We start from the raw sequence: 19,950 nt of genomic DNA on the forward strand, positions 1-19,950 counted from the left end.
CGACACGAAAGCTCTCACAGTCATGTCTGAGACAACTGGTGCCAGCTACGCAGCGGCGGGCGTCGACATCGAGGCGGGAGACCGCGCGGTGGAACTCATGAAGGAGTGGGTGAAGAAGACCCGCCGCCCCGAGGTCCTCGGCGGCATCGGCGGCTTCGCCGGGCTCTTCGACGCCTCCGCCCTCAAGCGCTACGAGCGCCCGCTGCTCGCCTCCGCCACCGACGGCGTGGGCACGAAGGTGGACATCGCGCGCCGGCTGGGCGTCTACGACACCATCGGCCACGACCTGGTCGCCATGGTCATGGACGACATCGTGGTGTGCGGCGCCGAGCCGCTGTTCATGACCGACTACATCTGCGTGGGCAAGGTCCACCCCGAGCGTGTCGCGGCCATCGTCAAGGGCATCGCCGAGGGCTGTGTGCTGGCCGGCTGCGCCCTGGTGGGCGGCGAGACGGCGGAGCACCCGGGCCTGCTGGGCGCGGACGACTTCGACGTCGCCGGCGCCGGCACCGGTGTCGTGGAGGCCGACCGCCTGCTGGGCCCGGATCGTATCCGCAAGGGTGACGCCGTGATCGCCATGGCGTCCTCCGGGCTTCACTCCAACGGGTACTCCCTGGTCCGCCACGTGCTGCTGGACCGTGCCGGCCTGACCCTGGAGACCGAGGTCGCGGAGCTGGGCCGGACGCTCGGCGAGGAACTGCTGGAGCCGACGAGGATCTACTCGCTGGACTGCCTGGCGCTGACCCGCACCACCGAGGTGCACGCGTACAGCCACGTCACCGGCGGCGGGCTCGCGGCCAACCTGGCCCGGGTCGTCCCCGACGCGCTGCACGCCGTGGTCGACCGCTCCACCTGGACCCCGGGCGCCGTCTTCGAGCTCGTCGGCAGGACCGGCGACGTCGAGCGCCTGGAGCTGGAGAAGACGCTCAACATGGGCGTCGGCATGATCGCGATCGTCCCCGAGGAGTCCGCGGAGGCGGCCCTGACGACCCTGGCCGACCGCGGGGTCGACGCCTGGGTGGCCGGCGAGATCACCGACCGTGGCGACAAGGCGACCGGCGCCGAGCTGGTCGGTGACTACGCGGTCTGACCTGCGGACAGCACAGAAGCCGGTCGGTGGCTGTGCCACCGACCGGACAAGTGCTCAGTGCAAGGTCAAGCGCCGCGACGATGTTGTGAGGGTCCCTCGTCCTCGTCCTCGTCGTCCTCATAGAGGTCGGCGTAGCGCGAGTACAGGTCGTCCTCGTCGTCCTCATCGTCCTCGAACGGCTCGCCGTTCGGCGGCTGGCTCGAAGTCGATGCGCCCAGTTCACTGGCCAGACGTGACAGGTCAGTCCCACCGCTGTTGTACTTCAGCTGGCGGGCGACCTTTGTCTGCTTGGCCTTGGCCCGGCCGCGCCCCATGGCTCGACCCCCTCGGTGACGGGGCTCGACGGCCCCAGAGTCTGACACGCGTTCATGATCGGAACGGGCCCTCCGTGGAGAGGCCGGTCCGTAGGGCTTCCACGGTACCTGAGCCCGCGCCCATACGGTACGTCGCCCGCAGCACGCGCGTGTGCACAGGACCCGCGAGGTGCCCCGTCCTCGCTGGTCAGTGGCGATTTTAACCACTTATCGGGGTACGACCCGCCGACGGAAGTGAGAGTTCTCTCGAAGTTCCCGTCGGCGGGTACCGCTCACCTGTGCGACCGGACGTCCGGTCGCGTCGCCGGCGGCTCGTCGCGGGGCGGGTCAGCGGGAGGCGCGGGCCTCGGCCATGCGCTGCTCGGCGATCCGGTCGGCCGCGGCGGCCGGCGGGATCCCGTCCTCCTTCGCACGTGCGAAGATCGACAGAGTGGTGTCGAAGATCTTCGCCGCCTTGGCCTTGCACCGGTCGAAGTCGAACCCGTGCAGCTCGTCCGCCACCTGGATGACCCCGCCGGCGTTCACCACGTAGTCCGGCGCGTAGAGGATCCCGCGGTCGGCGAGGTCCTTCTCCACACCCGGGTGGGCGAGCTGGTTGTTGGCCGCGCCGCAGACCACCTTGGCGGTGAGCACCGGCACGGAGAGGTCGTTCAGGGCGCCGCCGAGGGCGCAGGGCGCGTAGATGTCCAGCCCCTCGACGCGGATCAGCGCCTCGGTGTCGGCGACCGCCGTCACCGAGGGGTGCTGGTCGAGGACGCGCTGGACGGCCTCGGCGCGCACGTCCGTGATCACGACCTCGGCGCCCTCCTCCAGCAGGTGCCCGACCAGGTGGTGGCCGACCTTGCCGACGCCCGCGACGCCGACCTTGCGGCCGCGCAGCACGGGGTCGCCCCACAGGTGCTGGGCGGAGGCGCGCATGCCCTGGTAGACGCCGAAGGCGGTGAGCACGGAGGAGTCGCCGGCGCCGCCGTTCTCGGGGGAGCGGCCGGTGGTCCAGCGGCACTCGCGGGCCACGACGTCCATGTCGGCGACGTACGTGCCGACGTCGCACGCGGTGACGTAGCGGCCACCGAGCGAGGCGACCATGCGACCGTAGGCGAGCAGCAGCTCCTCGGTCTTGTCGCGCTCGGGGTCGCCGATGATCACGGCCTTGCCGCCGCCGTGGTCCAGACCGGCCATGGCGTTCTTGTACGACATCCCGCGCGCGAGGTTGAGGGCGTCGGCGACGGCCTCGGCCTCGGTGGCGTAGGGGTAGAAGCGCGTACCGCCGAGGGCCGGGCCCAGGGCGGTGGAGTGGATGGCGATCACGGCCTTGAGGCCGCTGGCGCGGTCCTGGCAGAGCACGACCTGCTCATGGCCGCCCTGGTCCGACTGGAACAGGGTGTGCAGGACATCAGCAGGCGCGCCGGTTACGTCGGTCACTGTGGTGACTCCTGAGTAAGTAGCGGCGAGTGGGGTCGGGCCCCGTACGGGTGGCGGGGCCGTGGCATGAGCGTAGAGCCTCGGGTCCCTCACCATCCGCGCAGTGTTCAGGATCACTCGCGAGGGCTCTTCGCGCACGTATCGCCGTGAAACGATTTGGTGTGGTTTCGAGCCGGGCCCGATGGGGAGGGAGCAGGCGTGCCCAAGGTGTCCTCCGTGGTCGTCCCGTATGCCGCGTACCTGCGCGTGTACGAGCCGCTGACCGCCTTCCCGGAGCCCGAGCGCACCCACTGGGCCCGCTACGCCCGGCGCCCGGACCGGCCCTCCTACCAGGACGAACTGCGCCGGTCGCTGGCCGACTTGCTGCCCACCCCGCCGGTCCCGGTCCCGGTGCACGAGAGCGGCGACGCCTTCGTGCTGGAGGCCGACGGGGTGCTCAGCGTCTGCCCCTGGCGGACCCGGCTGCGCGGCTGGCTGGCCCTGGCGGAGCTGGGCGGGGAGCTGCCCCCGCCGGTGCTGGACGCGGTGCTGCCGCCGGTGGTGCGCCGCCAGGCGGCCCAGGACTACGAGCGCTGGCTGGACCGCAACCCGGACGCGCGCCCCTGGATCCGCACCGCGACCTGGCAGATCCCGCTGAACTGGTTCGTGCTGGTCGCCGACGCCGAGCGGCGCTACGAGAAGGCGTCCGGCGAGGTGCCGCCGATGCTGCGCTACCGCACCCCGATGGTGCAGGCCCGGCGGCGGGTGGCCCGGGCGCTGCGCACGCTGAAGGACACGATCGGGGAAGGGCCGCTGATCGACGGCCTGGTGGACGTCGGCCGCTGGCTGGAGGAGTTCCACCCGCGCTCGACCGTGGAGCTGGACTACGGCGGCCTGGTGCACGCGGTGCCGGCCGGCGAGCTGGAGGACGACCACTCTGCGGCGGACGTGGCGGCCGGCATCGAGGCGCTGCGCCAGGGCGACGGGACGGCCGCCGGCGAGGCCTACGGGCGGCTGGTGGAGCGGTGGCGGGCGGTACGGGACCGGCGCTCCGCCAACTAGTGACGCAGGTCACGGTCCGAACGCTCCGGGCGGCGTACGGTCCAGGGCACTTGGATCACCTGACGGGACGTTGGTCCCGATCCGGGCTTATGTCCCAAGGGTGATGGACGGCACTTACAAGAGCCTTGCCCAAGTTGCCACCCCTCATGCCAAAATAGGACAAGGAGTCCGGGGAGGGCTCCGTCCGCTCAACTATGCTCCATCGTGGGCGGATTCTCCGCATTGCACGCTATAGGGGGTCTGGTGACTCCTGATCGCCGCTGTGACTGATCGTCACAGTGGCGTGACTGTCCGCTATGGCATGGTCCATCGGCTTCCGTCGCTGATGAACACCTGGGAGGGCAATTCCATCGGTTTGGCCGACGCGGCTGGACAGATGGTGTAGTTGTAGTGCCGAGGACAAGCCGTTCGTCCTATAACCGACTCGACCCGCGTCCACCATTTCGGGCAACGCGGGTCAAGGTGCAGAATTTAGAGGAAAGAACCGAGAAGGTTCGGTTCTCCCGAGGAGGCCGCTCATGACCGCTCGCACCCCTGATGCCGAGCCGCTGCTGACCCCGGCTGAGGTCGCCACTATGTTCCGTGTCGACCCCAAGACGGTCACGCGGTGGGCGAAGGCCGGCAAGCTCACGTCGATCCGTACGCTCGGCGGGCACCGCCGCTACCGCGAAGCCGAGGTCCGCGCACTGCTCGCGGGCATCCCGCAGCAGCGCAGCGAGGCCTGAACAACTCAATACCGGGCGAAACGGCCGTTCCCCAAACTGGCCACGACGCCCGAACCCCTAGCTCCAAGCGACGCGGGACCTGCCCCAACAGGGCCCACGCCCAGGCCGAAGAGAACGTCGTCGGCAGCGCCACAGGGTGCGTCGTAGATCGCGCTGGACTCCGCCGGGTCCAGCGCGATTTTTTTGTGCGCCGGCCCGGGCCCGGTGCGGCGGTTGTGAGCGTCCTTGTCGGACTCTGGGGAGGGCTGTCGGATCGGCTGTGCGGGCCCTCTGGGAGCGGTGCAATTGCACATATTAAATTGACCTGTTGTATGAGGGGGGTAAGTTCTGCTGTTTCAGAAACTCATACAGTGACTCCCGTCACACAGCGGGACGCTTGTTGCCTGCATCCTGTGTGCGCTAATGGAGCGGCACGCTCCCGACGCCCCCCGCGCGTAAGGGTGTTGGGGCGGCCGGCCGGTGGTCAGGCACTGCGCGGCCGCTCGTCCTCGACGGACTCCTCGCCCCGCTCCCCGTCCGCGTCCACGGAGCAGGGGCCGGCGTCCATCACCAGCCGCAGCAGGCGATGGCAGACGGGGCAGTGGCGGGTGAGGTGCCCGTAGGACGACGCGGCCGCCAGATGCGCCCTCAGCAGCGCCCGCGTCTCGTGCCTGGCCGATGCCGCCATACGCCACCTCCAGAGGCCGCACGCGGGGAAACGCGCTCTGCCTTCTGGGTACCGAGCCGAGATGACGCCGTCAAGGGCGCGGACGGCCGCACGGGGACCGGAGAGCGGCCGTCCGGGGCCCGGGGGACGGCCGGAGCGGGGTGTGACGGCAGGCCGGAGCAGGGCGCGAAGGCCAACCGGAGCCCGCGCGACGGCGAACCGGGAGCCCGGCGCGACGGCAAAAGAAGAAGGGCCCCTCTCGGGGCCCTTCTCACTTGCGGTCCTGACGGGATTTGAACCCGCGGCCTCCACCTTGACAGGGTGGCGAGCACTCCAAACTGCTCCACAGGACCAGGTTTCGCGGCACTTGCTGCTGCGCTGTGCTGCGAGAAGGACTGTACAGGAGGGTGAGCCCCCTGGTCGAACTCACCCACCGTGCCCGCCCGGTTACGGCGCCGCGGCGTCGATCGCCTTCACGATCCGCTTGTCCGAGACCGGGTACGCCGTGCCCAGCGCGTGGGCGAAATAGCTGACCCGCAGCTCCTCGATCATCCAGCGGATGTCCAGCACGTGCTGCGGCACCGGCCGTCCCTGCGGGAGCTGCTCCAGCAGCCAGGCGTACTCGTCCTGCATCTCGTGGACCTTCTCCATGCGCGTGGTGTCCCGCTGGACGCCCGTCGGCATCTGCTGCAGGCGCCGGTCTGCGGCCACCAGGTAGCGCATCAGGTCGGGCAGCCGCCTCAACCCCGCCCACGTCACGAAACCGGGCTTCACAAGGGCGTCGAGCTGCTTGCGGACGTCCGTCAGGTTCGCCAGCAGCGCGGGGCTGCGAACGGCCTTCAGGCGGCGCTCACAGGCCTGCCAGGCGGCCAGCACCTGCTGCACCTGCCCGACCGTGCGGACCGTCGTGTCGACGATCTCGGCGCGCACCTTGTCGAAGAGCTTCCGGTACGACTCCTCGTCCCACACCGGCCCGCCGAAGTCCCCGATCAGCTTGTCCGCCGCCGCCGTCGCGCAGTCGTCGAAGAGCGCCTGCACGGAGCCGTGCGGATTCGCCGACAGCGCGAGCTTCTGGGCGTTCGTCAGCCGGTCGCTCGCGAACTTCGCCGGGTTCACCGGGATGTTGCGCAGGATCAGCCGGCGGGTGCCCCGCCACATCGCCTCGGCCTGCTCGGCCTCCGTGTCGAACAGCCGCACCGAGACCGTGTCGCCGTCGTCCACCAGCGCCGGGTACGCCTTCACCGGCTGCCCCGCCCGGCGCGTCTCGAAGACCCGGGTGAGCGCGCCGATCGTCCAGTCGGTCAGGCCCGTGCGCTCCAGGGACTCCCCGCCCTGCCGGGACGCGGTGGCCGCGGCGGCCTGCGAGAGCGCCTTGCGCGCCTTCGGCTTCAGGCTCAGCCGCAGCGCCTCCAGGTCCTTGTCCTCGGCGAGCGTGCGGCGCCGCTCGTCGACGATGCGGAAGGTGATCCGCAGGTGGTCCGGCACCTTCGACCAGTCGAAGTCCTCCGCGTCGAAGGGCACGCCCACCATGCGCCGCAGCTCGCGCGCCATCGTCACCGTCAGCGGCTCCTGCAGCGGCACCGCCTTCTCCAGGAACGCCTTCGCGTAGTTCGGCGCGGGCACGTAGTTGCGGCGGACCGGCTTGGGCAGGGATCGGATCAGCTCCGTCACCACCTCCTCCCGCAGCCCCGGGATCTGCCAGTCGAAGCCCTCGTCGGTGACCTGGTTGAGCACCTGCAACGGGATGTGCACGGTGACGCCGTCCGCGTCCGCGCCCGGTTCGAACTGGTACGTCACCCGGAACTTCAGCGGCCCCTGGCGCCAGGTGTCCGGGTAGTCGGCCTTGGTGACCGCCTCCGCCGACTCCCGGATGAGCATCTCCCGCTCGAAGTCGAGGAATTCGGGCTGCTCCTGCCGCTTGCGCTTCCACCAGGAGTCGAAGTGGGCGCCGGACACCACGTGTTCGGGCACCCGCTGGTCGTAGAAGTCGAACAGCGTCTCGTCGTCCACGACGATGTCCCGGCGCCGCGCCCGGTGCTCCAGCTCCTCGACCTCGCTGAGCAGCCTGCGGTTGTCCGCGAAGAACTTGTGGTGCGTGCGCCAGTCGCCCTCCACCAGCGCGTTGCGGATGAACAGCTCTCGGGAGACCTCCGGGTCGATCCGGCCGTAGTTCACCTTCCGCTGGGCGACGATCGGCACGCCGTACAGCGTCACCTTCTCGTACGCCATCACCGCCGCCTGGTCCTTCTCCCAGTGCGGCTCGCTGTACGTCCGCTTCAGCAGGTGGCCGGCCAGCGGCTCCACCCACTCCGGCTCGATCCTCGCGTTGACCCGGGCCCACAGCCGGCTGGTCTCCACCAGCTCGGCCGACATCACGAACCGCGGCTGCTTACGGAACAGCGCCGAACCCGGGAAGATCGCGAACTTGGCGTTGCGGGCGCCCAGGTACTCGTTCTTGTTTCCGTCCTTCACGTCCTTCATCCCGACGTGGGACAGCAGCCCTGCGAGCAGCGAGACATGGACGCGGTCGGCCGGGGCGTCCTCCTCCGACAGGTGGATGCCCATCTGCTTGGCGACCGTGCGGAGCTGGGTGTAGATGTCCTGCCACTCGCGGATCCGCAGGAAGTTCAGGTACTCCTGCTTGCACATCCGCCGGAACGAGCTGGAACCCCGCTCCTTCTGCTGCTCGCGCACGTACCGCCACAGGTTCAGGTACGCCAGGAAGTCACTGGTCTCGTCCTTGAACCGGGCGTGCTGCTGGTCCGCCTGGGCCTGCTTCTCCGCCGGGCGCTCGCGCGGGTCCTGGATGGACAGCGCCGCCGCGATGACCATCACCTCGCGGACACAGCCGTTCCGGTCCGCCTCCAGCACCATCCGGGCCAGCCGCGGGTCGACCGGAAGCTGGGCCAGCTTGCGGCCGGTGTCCGTGAGCCGCTTGCGCGGGTCCTTCTGGGCCGGGTCCAGCGCGCCCAGCTCCTGCAGCAGCTGCACGCCGTCACGGATGTTGCGGTGGTCCGGCGGATCGATGAACGGGAACTTCTCGATGTCGCCCAGGCCGGCCGCGGTCATCTGCAGGATGACGCTCGCCAGGTTCGTCCGCAGGATCTCCGCGTCCGTGAACTCCGGCCGCGCGAGGAAGTCCTCCTCGCTGTACAGCCGGACGCAGATGCCGTCCGAGGTACGGCCGCAGCGGCCCTTGCGCTGGTTGGCGCTCGCCTGCGACACCGGCTCGATCGGCAGCCGCTGCACCTTCGTACGGTGGCTGTACCGGGAGATCCGGGCGAAACCCGGGTCGATGACGTACTTGATCCCCGGCACCGTCAGGGACGTCTCCGCGACGTTCGTCGCCAGGACGATCCGCCGGCCGGTGTGCGGCTGGAAGACCCGGTGCTGCTCCGCGTGCGACAGCCGCGCGTACAGCGGCAGGATCTCGGTGAACCGGTAGTTCTTCCGGGTGAGGGCGTCGGCGGTGTCCCGGATCTCGCGCTCGCCGGAGAGGAAGACGAGGATGTCGCCCTTCCCCTCCCCCATCAGCTCCTCCACGGCGTCCGTGATCGCGGTGATCTGGTCCCGGTCGGCGTCGTCGGAGTCCTCCTCCAGCAGCGGCCGGTAACGCACCTCCACCGGATACGTCCGCCCGCTCACCTCGACGATCGGCGCGTCGCCGAAATGCCGGGAGAAACGCTCGGGGTCGATGGTGGCCGAGGTGATGACGACCTTCAGGTCGGGCCTGCGCGGCAGGAGCTGCGCGAGGTACCCCAGCAGGAAGTCGATGTTCAGGGACCGCTCGTGGGCCTCGTCGATGATGATCGTGTCGTAGGCGCGCAGCTCACGGTCCGTCTGGATCTCCGCGAGCAGGATGCCGTCCGTCATCAGCTTGATGAACGTGGCGTCCGGGTTCACCTGGTCGGTGAAACGCACCTTCCAGCCGACGGCCTCCCCGAGCGGCGTCCGCAGTTCCTCCGCGACCCGCTCGGCGACCGTGCGGGCGGCGATCCGGCGCGGCTGCGTGTGCCCGATCATGCCGCGCACGCCGCGGCCCAGCTCGAGGCAGATCTTCGGGATCTGGGTCGTCTTGCCCGAACCCGTCTCACCGGCCACGATCACCACCTGGTGGTCCCGGATGGCGGCGGCGATGTCGTCCTTCTTCTGGCTGACCGGAAGCTGCTCCGGATAGCCGACCGCGGGCAGCCGGGAGCGCCGCTCGTCCATCCGGGCCTCGGCCTTGCCCACCTCGCCCTCGATCTCGGCGAGGACGGCGGCGCGGGCCTCCGGCTTACGGATCTTGCGCGCGCCCTCGAGCCGCCGGCCGATCCGGTGCGCGTCGCGCAGCGAGAGTTCGGTCAGACGGGGGGCGAGGGTGCCGAGGGCGGGGGCGGGATGCGTAGACATACGCGGTCCAGGATCTCACCTCACGGAAATCCCTGGCGAACGATTTGCCCGCGGGCCGCGTACGGCCCCGTGCCGAGCGGGTGCCGTCATGCCGCCACCGGGCCGAGGGATGATCTAGCGTGGGCGACATGTCCGATTCGCCGCACGGCGCCCACGGCCGGCCGCCCACCCGGGCCGAGCGCTGGGCCGCCTTCCGCGAGTCGCCCTTCCTGCCCGCCACCGTCCTGCTGCTGATCCTCGCCGCCTCCGCCGGGCTCTTCGCCGGCTCCTACACCTACGCGATGGCCAACCCGACCCCGCACACCATCCCCGCCGCCGTCGTCGGCCCTCACGGCGCACCCGCCGCCCGGCGCTTCATCGACGGCATGGAGCAGGCCCTGGACGCCTCCCTGGCGCTGCGGCCCTACGCCACCCGGGCCGGCGCGGTACGGGCCGTCGACGAGCAGAGGGTGTTCGCGGTGATCGAGGCGACCGACGGCGGCCGGGTGATCACCCTGGACGTCTCCTCGGCGTCCGGCGCCGGCGTCGCCCAGCTCCTCGCGGAGGCGGCGGTGAAGGTGAGCAGGGCCACCGGCACCACCGTCGCCGTGCACGACCTCAAGCCCCTCCAGCGGGGCGACCCGCGCGGCCTCGCCATCTTCTACATCTCACTGGCCGCCGTGATCATCGGCTTCGTCGGCTCCATCCAGCTCAGCGTGCACGCGCGGGCCCTGAACCCGATGGAGCGCATCGCCTTCACCGCCGCCTACTCCCTGCTGGGCGGGTTCACCATCGCCGCGGTGGTGGACTGGCTGCTGGGCGCGCTGAAACTGCCGTTCGTCGAGTCCTGGCTGATCCTGGCCCTGACGATGTTCGCGAGCGGCATGGTGTTCACGATGTTCAACACCCTGGTCGGCCGCTGGGCCATGCTGCCCACCTGGGGGCTGATGGTGCTCCTCGGCAACCCCTCGTCCGGCGGCGCCGTCTCCTGGCCGCTGCTTCCCTCCCCGCTCGGCACGGTCGGCCGCTGGCTGCCGCCGGGCGCGTCGGTGAACGCCCAGCACACCGCCGTCTACTTCCGCGGCCACCAGCACGCCTACCCGTTCCTGGTGCTGGCGGGGTGGGCCGTCGTCTCCGTCGCGGTCTTCCTGATCTGGCGCCACCGCCATCCGGGCGGCCGCCCGGTCTGACGGGGACCGGACCGCCTAGGACGCGGGCGGTTCGGCGGGCGCCGCCGCCCTTGCGGCCCGGCCTGAAGCGTTGCCGAGCGCGATCGACCGCGCGGTGTTGGACACGGCCTTGATGCCGAGGTAGGCGGTGGTCACGCTGCTCACCGCGGTGAACGCGGCGGTCAGCACGCTGACGATCACGGCCTTGTCCCCGCCCAGCCGCCACACCCCGAAGGCGGCGACCCCGGCGATGGCGACATTGCTGACCACGACGGCGAGCAGCCCGTACCGGGCCCGGTACTTCTCCAACTCCACGTCCTGAACCACCCGCGCCTCGTCCCGGCCCATCTCTTCCCCCGTTCCGGCGGCCCTGTCCAGCAGCGAGAACGTAGCGCCCCGCGCTGCCCGGCGCCACCGACTCGCTGAGCGGGGGGACCGGGACGACCGGAACGCAACAAGGCCCCGATCCGGGGATCGGGGCCTTCGTTGTGGCTGGGGCCGGGGTCGAACCGGCGACCTATCGCTTTTCAGGCGATCGCTCGTACCAACTGAGCTACCCAGCCACGAGGCTTCCGGGGAAGCCTCAGCGGTCCTGACGGGATTTGAACCCGCGGCCTCCACCTTGACAGGGTGGCGAGCACTCCAAACTGCTCCACAGGACCAAGCTTGCGTGCAACAGTGTCGCACACGGTATTGCGTGCCCCCAACGGGATTCGAACCCGTGCTACCGCCTTGAAAGGGCGGCGTCCTAGGCCGCTAGACGATGAGGGCTATCGGCCCGCCTGGGCGCTTCTCAGCGCGTCGGGGACGTGAGAAGCATATGGGATGGCGGCGGGGTTCGCCAAAACGGTTTACGGGGCGGCGGGGGAGGCGGTGTCCGGGGCGGGGGTGGTGCCGGGGCGGCGGTGGTCGAGGACCTCGTGCGGGAGGTGGCGGCTGACCTCCGCCGTGGTCAGGCCGAGGCCGCCGAGCCTGATCTCGTCCCAGGCCTGGAGGCGGCGGCTGTCGCGGTCGACGTAGAGGATCGAGGCCTCGATGGGGTCGGGGTACTTGCCCTCCACCGCGCGCAGGCCGCTGCCCCCGGTCGAGCCCTCCATGCGCAGCCGGGTGCCGTACCTCAGCAGTTCGGTGCCCTCGTGGTGCAGGTGGCCGCAGAGCACGAGCGGGACGGTGCCGTCCGTCTCGCGGGCGGCCACGGGTTCGTGGGCGACGGCCACGTCCACCGGGGTGCCGGCCGCCCGCTGGTCGCGCAGGGCCGAGGCCAGACGGTCGCCGGCGAGCCGTTCGGCCGCGTCGCCGCCGGTGGCGACCGAGCGGTCGGGGGTGTACTGCGGGTCGCCGATCCCGGCGAAGCGCAGGCCGGCGACGGTGCGGGCGCGGCCGTCGTCCAGGACGTGGACGTTCTTCATGCGTTCCAGGTAGCGCTGGGTGGCGCGCGAGTCGTGGTTGCCGCGGACCCAGACGTAGGGCACGCCCAGGTCGGCGATCGGGTCGAGGAAGCCGTTCTCGGCCGCCGTGCCGTGGTCCATGGTGTCGCCGGAGTCGACGATCACGTCGACCTTGTACTGCTTCACCAGCGAGGCGATGATCTTCCAGCTCGCCGGGTTGAGGTGGATGTCGGAGACGTGCAGCACGCGCAGGGTGGCCGGGTCCGGCTGGTACGCCGGGAGGGTGGAGGTGACGTCGTAGAGCTTGGTCACGTTGGTGACCAGGCGTGCCAGCTCCTTCTGGTAGACGTCGAACTCGGTGACGATGCTGCGCGCGTTGCCGACCACGGACGGCGCCGAGGACAGCAGTCCGGAGAACCGCGGTTCGAGTACGGACTTGGGGTTCCAGGTGGCGTAGGCGCAGGCCCCGGAGGCCGCGAGCAGGGTGAGGGCGAGTCCGCCGGCGGTGACGGCGCGGCGGGGGCGGCGGTAGACGGCGAGGCCGAGGGCGGTGGCGCCGGTGACGACGGCGGCGCAGGAGCGCAGGGCCAGGTCGAGGGTGCCGTGCTCGACGTCCCGGGCGACCTCGTCCTGGAGCCCGGAGATGCGTTCGGGGTGGTCGACGAGGGTCTGGGCGCGCAGCGGGTCGAGCTGGTCGACGTTGACGTCCAGGCGGACCGGGGCGACGTGGCTGTCCAGGGTCAGCGCGCCGAGCGGCGAGACGTTGATCTTCGTGCCGCCGGAGAGGGAGGGGCGCAGGGCCATGGTGGTGTTCATCGGTCCGACCGGGGCCCGTACGTTGCCCACGACGAGCAGGCCGAGCCAGGCGCCGACGAGGACGACGGCGGTGAGGCCGAGGGCGTTGGCCCAGGGGCGGGGGCGGGCGGCGAGTTCGAGGTCGGGGAGGCCGCCGGCGCGGGTGCGGCCGGGCTTGCGGTGGAGCCTGCGGGTCAGGGCTGCGAGGGGGACGCGGACCATTGGGCCCGTATGCCCACCGCCCGGCGCGGATATGCGGCGGCCGGACTGACTCCCGGGGCCGTTCCGTACCGGACAATGACCGTGTGCTGGAGATGACGCGCGAGGAGTTCGAGGAACTGGTCGCCGAGGCGCTCGACCGGATTCCACCGGAGCTGACGCGGCTGATGGACAACGTCGCGGTGTTCGTCGAGGACGAGCCGCCGGCCGACGATCCGGAGCTGCTCGGGCTGTACGAGGGGACGCCGCTGACGGACCGGGGCGAGTGGTACGCGGGGGTGCTGCCGGACCGGATCACGGTGTACCGGGGGCCGACGCTGCGGATGTGCGCGTCACGGGAGGACGTCGTCGCCGAGACGGAGGTCACGGTGGTGCACGAGATCGCGCACCACTTCGGCATCGACGACGCCCGGCTGCACGCGCTCGGGTACGGGTGAGCGGGCCGGAGCCGGTTCGGGCGCGGTGCGTGTCCTCTTGCGGGCGGCGGGAGTTGGGGAGGTTGACTTCCTTTCCCGCCTCCGGAGGTGGCCGCCGTGCGCCGCTGTTACGTATCCGTCCGTCTGGCCGTCACGGCGCTGGCGGTGTCCGTGGCCGCGGGATGTGTGAGCGTCGGTGACGACGACGGCGGAGCCCGTCCCGCGCATTCGGCGGGGCGGCGTGACGGCGGGGCGCCGGACGGTGCTCCGGGTGGTGGCGGGGGCGGCTTCGGGTACGGCGGTTCGGGGGGTGACGGAAAGCACGAGCACGGGGGGAAGGCGAAGCCCGGGAAGTCGGCCTCGGCCTCGGCGTCGCCGTCCGGGCAGGACGGTGAGCCGTCGGCGCCGGCGGAGCCGGGGAAGAGTTCGCAGCCGGGGGATCCGGCGCCGACCAAGGCCCAGCCGTCGCCCCCGGTGACCTCGGCGCCGCCCGAGCCGCCGGTGTCGACGCCGCCCGAGCCGAGTTCGGAGCCGCCGTCGGCGGAGCCGTCCGCGTCGGCCCACGAGGAGGCGCGGGCGCAGTTGGTGCGGCGGGTGCCGTCGCCCGCCGCGGGGGTACCGGCGTGAGGTGTGGCGGGCGGGGTGCCGCTGACCTGTGCCGATGGGTTCGGTTTGCCTTTGGGGGTGGTAGGTGCGTATGGTGGTAGATCGTTTGATCCCATTTGCCCGGCGCCACCACAGAGCGCGCCGTGTGGCGCGTACTCTCCTTTGCCGTGGCGGACCGCATTGAGGCGGTCGTATGCGAATCACGGAGTTGACGGGCGCGTGCCGAAGAGACTCCGGAAGGTTTCGCATTCGCATGTCCGTGTCCAGTACTGATCAGATCGTCATGCCCGAGAACGAGAACGTCAACGACGAACTCGTGGCCGGGACGACCGAGATCACCGAGGTCGCCGAGACCGCTGACACCCCCCAGCCCCCCCAGATCACCTTCTCCGACCTCGGTCTCCCCGAGGGCGTCGTGCGCAAGCTCGCGCAGAACGGCGTGACCACCCCCTTCCCGATCCAGGCCGCGACCATCCCGGACGCCCTGGCCGGCAAGGACATCCTCGGCCGTGGCCGCACCGGCTCCGGCAAGACCCTCTCCTTCGGTCTGCCGACGCTTGCCACGCTGGCGGGCGGCCGCACCCAGAAGCACAGGCCGCGTGCCGTCATCCTGACCCCGACGCGCGAGCTGGCCATGCAGGTGGCCGAGGCCCTCCAGCCGTACGGCGACGTCCTCGGCCTGAAGATGAAGGTCGTCTGCGGCGGCACCTCGATGGGCAACCAGATCTACGCCCTGGAGCGCGGCGTCGACATCCTCGTCGCCACCCCGGGCCGGCTGCGCGACATCATCAACCGCGGCGCCTGCTCCCTCGAGGACACCCAGATCGCCGTCCTCGACGAGGCCGACCAGATGTCCGACCTGGGCTTCCTGCCCGAGGTCACCGAGCTGCTCGACCAGGTCCCGGCGGGCGGCCAGCGGATGCTGTTCTCCGCGACCATGGAGAACGAGATCAAGACGCTCGTCGACCGGTACCTGAACAACCCGGTCAGCCACGAGGTGGACGCGGCCCAGGGCGCGGTGACGACCATGTCGCACCACATCCTCATCGTGAAGCCCAAGGACAAGGCGCCGGTCACGGCCGCCATCGCCTCCCGCAAGGGCCGCACGATCATCTTCGTCCGCACCCAGCTCGGCGCCGACCGGGTCGCGGAGCAGCTCCGCGACGCCGGCGTGAAGGCCGACGCGCTGCACGGCGGCATGACCCAGGGCGCCCGCACCCGGACGCTGGCCGACTTCAAGGACGGTTACGTCAACGTCCTGGTCGCCACGGACGTCGCGGCGCGCGGCATCCACGTGGACGGCATCGACCTGGTGCTGAACGTGGACCCGGCCGGCGACCACAAGGACTACCTGCACCGGGCCGGCCGTACCGCCCGCGCGGGCCGTACCGGCACGGTCGTCTCCCTGTCGCTGCCGCACCAGCGGCGCCAGATCTTCCGGCTGATGGAGGACGCGGGCGTGGACGCCGCGCGCCACATCATCCAGGGCGCCGGCGCCTTCGACCCCGAGGTCGCCGAGATCACCGGCGCCCGGTCGATGACCGAGGTGCAGGCCGAGTCCGCGAACAACGCGGCCCAGCAGGCCGAGCGCGAGCTGGCCCAGCTCACCAAGCAGCTCGAGCGCGCCCAGCGCCGGGCCACCGAACTGCGCGAGGAGGCCGACCGCCTCGTCGCCCGGGTCGCCCGGGAGCGTGGCGAGGACCCGGAGACCGCGGTGGCCGAGGCCCAGGCGGCCGCGGCTGAGGCCGTGGTCGAGGCCGCCGCGCGGCAGCCGGCGGAGCGCGAGACCGAGCGTGAGGACCGTCCGGCGGCTTCGGCGCCGTACGAGCGCGGTGACCGTGGTGGCCGTGGCTTCGAGCGTCGTGACGACCGGGGTGACCGTGGCGGTCGTGGCTTCGAGCGTCGTGACGACCGGGGCGAGCGCGGTGGCCGCGGTTTCGAGCGTCGTGACGACCGGGGTGACCGTGGTGGCCGCGGTTTCGAGCGTCGTGACGACCGGGGTGACCGTGGTGGCCGTGGCTTCGAGCGTCGTGACGACCGCCGTCCGTTCGACCGCGACCGTGACCGCGACCGTGGTTTCGAGCGTCGCGACGACCGTGGTGGCCGTGGCTTCGAGCGTCGTGACGACCGGGGTGACCGTGGCTTCGAGCGCCGCGACGACCGCCGTCCCGCCGACCGTGACCGTGGCGGCCGTTCCTTCGACCGCCGTGACGAGCGGGGCGGCTTCCGCCGCGACGACCGCAGCGGCCACCGGGGCAGCGACCGTCCCTTCAACCGCGACCGCCGCGACGACCGTCCGGGCTTCCGGTCCGCCGGTCACGACCGCCCCTACGGCCGTCGTGACGACCACCGCGGCACCGGCTCCTTCGGCCGCCGCGAGGACAAGCCGCGCTGGAAGCGCAACGGCTGAGGCCGGATGACCGGCTGACCGCCGGTCTCCACCGCCTGTGCACGACGGCCGCGGGCCCCGGGAACTCCTCCCGGGGCCCGCGGCCGTTCCCGTCGGCCACGCCACGGGCCGCCCCCGCGCCCCCAGCAGCCAGGACGGCGCCCCTGTGACGCATGTCACGGCATGGGGAAGGGAATCGCTGGGGGCATGACAGATGACGCGATAGCGACGAGTGGCACGGGCGGGCCGTCGGACGAGGAACGGCTCGCCCAGCTCGGCTACACCCAGGTCCTCGCCCGCCGTATGTCGGCGTTCTCGAACTACGCCGTGTCCTTCACGATCATCTCGGTCCTGTCCGGCTGCCTGACCCTGTACCTCTTCGGCATGGTGACCGGCGGACCGGCGGTGATCACCTGGGGCTGGGTGGCGGTCGGCCTGATGACTCTGTTCGTCGGTCTGTCGATGGCCGAGATCTGTTCGGCGTACCCGACGTCGGCGGGCCTGTACTTCTGGGCCCACCGTCTGGCGCCGCCCCGCTCGGCGGCGGCCTGGGCCTGGTTCACCGGCTGGTTCAACGTGCTGGGCCAGGTGGCGGTGACCGCCGGCATCGACTTCGGCGCGGCGTCGTTCCTCGGCGCCTGGCTGAACCTCCAGTTCGGCTTCGAGGTGACCCCGGGCCGCACCGTCCTGCTCTTCGCGGCGATCCTGCTCCTGCACGGCCTGCTGAACACCTTCGGCGTCCGGATCGTCGCCTTCCTGAACGGCGTCAGCGTGTGGTGGCACGTCCTGGGCGTGGCGGTGATCGTCGGCGCGCTGGCCCTCGTCCCCGACCACCACCAGCCGGCGTCCTTCGTGTTCACGAAGTTCGTCAACGAGACGGGCTGGGGCAGCGGCTTCTACGTCGTCCTGCTCGGCCTGCTCATGGCCCAGTACACCTTCACGGGCTACGACGCCTCCGCCCACATGACGGAGGAGACCCACGACGCCTCCACGGCGGGCCCGAAGGGCATCGTGCGCTCCATCTGGACCTCCTGGATCGCCGGCTTCGTCCTGCTCCTCGGCTTCACCTTCGCCATCCAGTCCTACGACAAGGAGCTGGCGTCCCCGACCGGCGCGCCACCCGCCCAGATCCTCCTGGACGCGCTGGGCGCCACGGCGGGCAAACTCCTGCTCCTGGTGGTGATCGGCGCCCAGCTCTTCTGCGGGATGGCCTCGGTGACGGCCAACAGCCGCATGATCTACGCCTTCTCCCGTGACGGGGCGCTGCCCTTCTCCCGCGTCTGGCACACCGTCAGCCCCCGCACCCGCACCCCCGTGGCGGCGGTCTGGCTGGCCGCGTTCGGCGCCCTGGCCCTGGGCCTGCCCTACCTCATTAACTCCACCGCCTACGCCGCCGTCACCTCGATCGCGGTGATCGGCCTCTACATCGCCTACGTCGTCCCGACCTTCCTCCGCGTCCGCAAGGGCGACGCCTTCGAGCGGGGCCCGTGGCACCTGGGCCGCTGGTCGGTCCCCATAGGCCTGGTCTCCGTCACCTGGGTGGCCGTCATCACGGTGCTCTTCATGCTCCCGCAGGTCTCCCCGGTCACCTGGGAGACCTTCAACTACGCGCCGGTCGCCGTCCTCGTGGTCCTTGGCTTCGCCGCCACCTGGTGGCTGGCCTCGGCCCGCCACTGGTTCCTGCGCCCGGCCCGCGTCCACGCCCCCGAACCGGCCGAACCGGTCGAGAACTAGCCACGTCGCCCACGCCGACGCGGCCGGTCGCCGATACCCGATCGGAGACCCGGCCGCGTCCGGCTATGCTCGGACAGGCAACATCGCCCGGGCCCTTAGCTCAATTGGCAGAGCAGTGGACTTTTAATCCATTGGTTGTGGGTTCGAGTCCCACAGGGCCTACCGCCGCGGGGGAGGGTTCACCCCCTCCGGCCTGCTACGCAGCGCCTGATCCGGCTTCGGCCGAGTCGGGCGCTGCGCCGTTCCCGGGGTCTGTGCGAGCGGCGCGCCGTCAGCAGCGGTGTGCCCGCCGCGGCCGGCGCCCCGGACGTCACCGGCAGGGCGGGAGGCGTACCGAGCCGCCGTGGGACGGGGCGGCCCCGCCCACCGGCCCACGAGCGCCCGCGGCCCCACCCGCTCAGTTCCGCCGCAGCACCCGGTTCAGCCCCGTCGCCACCGTCGTGGCGAGCAGCCACCCGGCGGTGACCAGGGCGACGACGGCCCAGCGCAGGGCGCCGTGCGGGGCGTACGCGGTCTGCCGGCCGAAGGCGACGACGGGGATCAGCACGTCGAGGGTGAGATGGCCGGCTGGAACCCCGGGGGTGTGTCGTCGCCGGACGGGGCGGGTGGGACGGCGGCGAAGACGGCGGTGCCCGCCGCGAAGGCCGCCGGCAGCCGGACCGCGCGCTGCGGCCGGTACCCGGCGGCCCGGAGTCGAAGGCGGCCGGCAGGGCGGCGTGCCCCGCGTCCGCCACGCGTCTGCCGGTCACGCCGGCGGGGATGTCCCGGTGTCGCCCGACGGGTGGGGCGGTTCCGGGGACTTCGGTGTGGGGCCTAGGGTGCGGGGATGGGTTCGCGGGAGTATCTGTCGGAGCTGTTCTCGCTGGACGGCCTGGTCGCGGTGGTGACCGGGGGCAGTTCCGGCATCGGGCGGGCCGTCGCGGCGGCCCTGGCGCGGGCCGGGGCGAGCACGGTGGTCGTGGCGCGCGGTGAGGCGCGACTGGCGGCCACGGTGGACGAGTTGACGGCACACGGCTGCCGGGCGGCCTGGGTGGGCGCCGATCTGGGCACCCGCGACGGGGTGCGCGCGGCGGCCGAGGAGGCGGCCGGGGTGTTCGGGGAGCCCGACATCCTCGTCAACAGCGCCGGGATCAATCTGCGGCCCCCGATGGGCGAGCTGGGCGAGGACGTCTGGGACGCCACCATGGCGGTGAACCTGGAGGCGCCCTACCTGCTGGGACAGCGTTTCGGGCCCGGCATGGCCGAGCGCGGCTTCGGGCGGATCATCCACGTCACCTCCCAGCAGGCGCACCGCGCGTTCGTGCGGAGCGGCGCCTACGGCGTCTCCAAGGGTGCGCTGGAGTCGCTGGCCCGGTCGCAGGCGGAGGCGTGGTCGCCGTACGGCGTCACCTGCAACACGCTCGTGCCGGGGTTCGTCATGACGCCGCTGAACGCGCGTCTGTCGTCCGACCCGGAGCGGGTGGCGGCGCTCGCCGCGCGCACGATGACGGGCCGCAACGGCCTGGCCGAGGACTTCGCGGGCGCGGCGGTGTTCCTGGCGAGCCGTGCCTCCGCCTACGTCACCGGCCAGTCGGTCTTCGTCGACGGCGGCCTCTCCGTGCACTAGCGTCTCGCGCCGGGATCCC

Annotated in this window: 15 protein-coding genes and 5 tRNA genes; 9 read left to right on the plus strand and 11 right to left on the minus strand. The window is 71.5% G+C overall.

Going from position 1 to position 19,950, the window contains the following annotated elements:
- Positions 1–22: 22 nt before the first annotated feature.
- Positions 23–1,090 carry a phosphoribosylformylglycinamidine cyclo-ligase gene (gene purM / locus ACFQ9Z_RS36380; protein ID WP_383030266.1) on the plus strand — a complete coding sequence of 356 codons (1,068 nt, stop codon included), beginning with the start codon at positions 23–25 and terminating at the stop codon, positions 1,088–1,090.
- A gap of 65 nt (positions 1,091–1,155) precedes the next feature.
- On the opposite strand, the gene ACFQ9Z_RS36385 is transcribed toward purM, so the two are convergent.
- On the minus strand, positions 1,156–1,404 hold the full coding sequence (locus ACFQ9Z_RS36385) for a DUF3073 domain-containing protein (RefSeq protein WP_143640034.1): 249 nt from the start codon (positions 1,402–1,404) through the stop codon (positions 1,156–1,158).
- Between the two features lie 327 nt (positions 1,405–1,731).
- Positions 1,732–2,826, minus strand: coding sequence for a Leu/Phe/Val dehydrogenase (locus ACFQ9Z_RS36390; RefSeq protein ID WP_383030269.1), 1,095 nt, complete (start codon positions 2,824–2,826; stop codon positions 1,732–1,734).
- Positions 2,827–3,024: 198 nt separating this feature from the next.
- Here ACFQ9Z_RS36390 and ACFQ9Z_RS36395 point away from each other — a divergent pair, with 198 nt between their 5' ends.
- Together ACFQ9Z_RS36395 and bldC are read left to right on the plus strand one after the other, a co-directional pair.
- Positions 3,025–3,867, plus strand: a complete 843-nt coding sequence (locus ACFQ9Z_RS36395) for a hypothetical protein (protein WP_383030272.1) — start codon at positions 3,025–3,027, stop codon at positions 3,865–3,867.
- Positions 3,868–4,385: 518 nt separating this feature from the next.
- Positions 4,386–4,592, plus strand: coding sequence for a developmental transcriptional regulator BldC (bldC, locus tag ACFQ9Z_RS36400; RefSeq protein ID WP_003949541.1), 207 nt, complete (start codon positions 4,386–4,388; stop codon positions 4,590–4,592).
- A gap of 463 nt (positions 4,593–5,055) precedes the next feature.
- Here bldC and ACFQ9Z_RS36405 read toward each other — a convergent pair whose 3' ends face one another.
- The 3 genes from ACFQ9Z_RS36405 to hrpA all read right to left on the minus strand — a co-directional run bounded on the left by ACFQ9Z_RS36405 (position 5,056) and on the right by hrpA (position 9,630).
- Positions 5,056–5,259: a DUF6274 family protein gene (locus ACFQ9Z_RS36405; protein ID WP_383030275.1), complete on the minus strand. Its 204-nt coding sequence runs from the start codon at positions 5,257–5,259 to the stop codon at positions 5,056–5,058.
- Between the two features lie 257 nt (positions 5,260–5,516).
- Positions 5,517–5,591: transfer RNA gene (locus ACFQ9Z_RS36410), tRNA-Asp, on the minus strand.
- Between the two features lie 94 nt (positions 5,592–5,685).
- On the minus strand, positions 5,686–9,630 hold the full coding sequence (gene hrpA, locus ACFQ9Z_RS36415) for an ATP-dependent RNA helicase HrpA (protein WP_383030277.1): 3,945 nt from the start codon (positions 9,628–9,630) through the stop codon (positions 5,686–5,688).
- Between the two features lie 128 nt (positions 9,631–9,758).
- Between hrpA and ACFQ9Z_RS36420 the strand changes: the two genes are divergently transcribed.
- Positions 9,759–10,799 (plus strand): ABC transporter permease, encoded by a 1,041-nt coding sequence (locus tag ACFQ9Z_RS36420; protein WP_383030280.1) that lies wholly within the window; start codon positions 9,759–9,761, stop codon positions 10,797–10,799.
- A gap of 15 nt (positions 10,800–10,814) precedes the next feature.
- Here ACFQ9Z_RS36420 and ACFQ9Z_RS36425 read toward each other — a convergent pair whose 3' ends face one another.
- The 5 genes from ACFQ9Z_RS36425 to ACFQ9Z_RS36445 all read right to left on the minus strand — a co-directional run bounded on the left by ACFQ9Z_RS36425 (position 10,815) and on the right by ACFQ9Z_RS36445 (position 13,183).
- Positions 10,815–11,126, minus strand: a complete 312-nt coding sequence (locus ACFQ9Z_RS36425; protein ID WP_383030282.1) for a hypothetical protein — start codon at positions 11,124–11,126, stop codon at positions 10,815–10,817.
- A gap of 141 nt (positions 11,127–11,267) precedes the next feature.
- Positions 11,268–11,341 (minus strand) — tRNA-Phe (locus tag ACFQ9Z_RS36430).
- A 24-nt stretch (positions 11,342–11,365) separates the two neighbouring features.
- Positions 11,366–11,440, minus strand: a tRNA-Asp gene (locus ACFQ9Z_RS36435).
- A 36-nt stretch (positions 11,441–11,476) separates the two neighbouring features.
- Positions 11,477–11,549 (minus strand) — tRNA-Glu (locus ACFQ9Z_RS36440).
- An 80-nt stretch (positions 11,550–11,629) separates the two neighbouring features.
- Positions 11,630–13,183: a metallophosphoesterase gene (locus tag ACFQ9Z_RS36445; RefSeq protein WP_383030284.1), complete on the minus strand. Its 1,554-nt coding sequence runs from the start codon at positions 13,181–13,183 to the stop codon at positions 11,630–11,632.
- A gap of 83 nt (positions 13,184–13,266) precedes the next feature.
- Here ACFQ9Z_RS36445 and ACFQ9Z_RS36450 point away from each other — a divergent pair, with 83 nt between their 5' ends.
- The 4 genes from ACFQ9Z_RS36450 (at position 13,267) to ACFQ9Z_RS36465 (ending at position 18,487) form a co-directional block, all read left to right on the plus strand.
- Positions 13,267–13,617 carry a metallopeptidase family protein gene (locus ACFQ9Z_RS36450; protein ID WP_185091318.1) on the plus strand — a complete coding sequence of 117 codons (351 nt, stop codon included), beginning with the start codon at positions 13,267–13,269 and terminating at the stop codon, positions 13,615–13,617.
- An 838-nt stretch (positions 13,618–14,455) separates the two neighbouring features.
- A complete protein-coding gene (locus ACFQ9Z_RS36455; protein WP_383030288.1) occupies positions 14,456–16,612 on the plus strand; it encodes a DEAD/DEAH box helicase in 2,157 nt (718 codons plus the stop codon).
- A 186-nt stretch (positions 16,613–16,798) separates the two neighbouring features.
- Positions 16,799–18,325, plus strand: a complete 1,527-nt coding sequence (locus ACFQ9Z_RS36460; protein ID WP_383030291.1) for an amino acid permease — start codon at positions 16,799–16,801, stop codon at positions 18,323–18,325.
- Positions 18,326–18,414: 89 nt separating this feature from the next.
- A tRNA-Lys gene (locus ACFQ9Z_RS36465) sits at positions 18,415–18,487 on the plus strand.
- A 235-nt stretch (positions 18,488–18,722) separates the two neighbouring features.
- On the opposite strand, the gene ACFQ9Z_RS36470 is transcribed toward ACFQ9Z_RS36465, so the two are convergent.
- Positions 18,723–18,872, minus strand: a complete 150-nt coding sequence (locus ACFQ9Z_RS36470; RefSeq protein ID WP_383030293.1) for a hypothetical protein — start codon at positions 18,870–18,872, stop codon at positions 18,723–18,725.
- A gap of 279 nt (positions 18,873–19,151) precedes the next feature.
- Between ACFQ9Z_RS36470 and ACFQ9Z_RS36475 the strand changes: the two genes are divergently transcribed.
- Complete coding sequence (locus ACFQ9Z_RS36475; RefSeq protein WP_383030296.1) at positions 19,152–19,931, plus strand: SDR family NAD(P)-dependent oxidoreductase; 780 nt, start codon at positions 19,152–19,154, stop codon at positions 19,929–19,931.
- The last annotated feature ends 19 nt before the right edge of the window (positions 19,932–19,950 follow it).

It is taken from the genome of Streptomyces sp. NPDC056580 (genome assembly GCF_042793175.1).
Classification (GTDB): Bacteria; Actinomycetota; Actinomycetes; order Streptomycetales; family Streptomycetaceae; genus Streptomyces.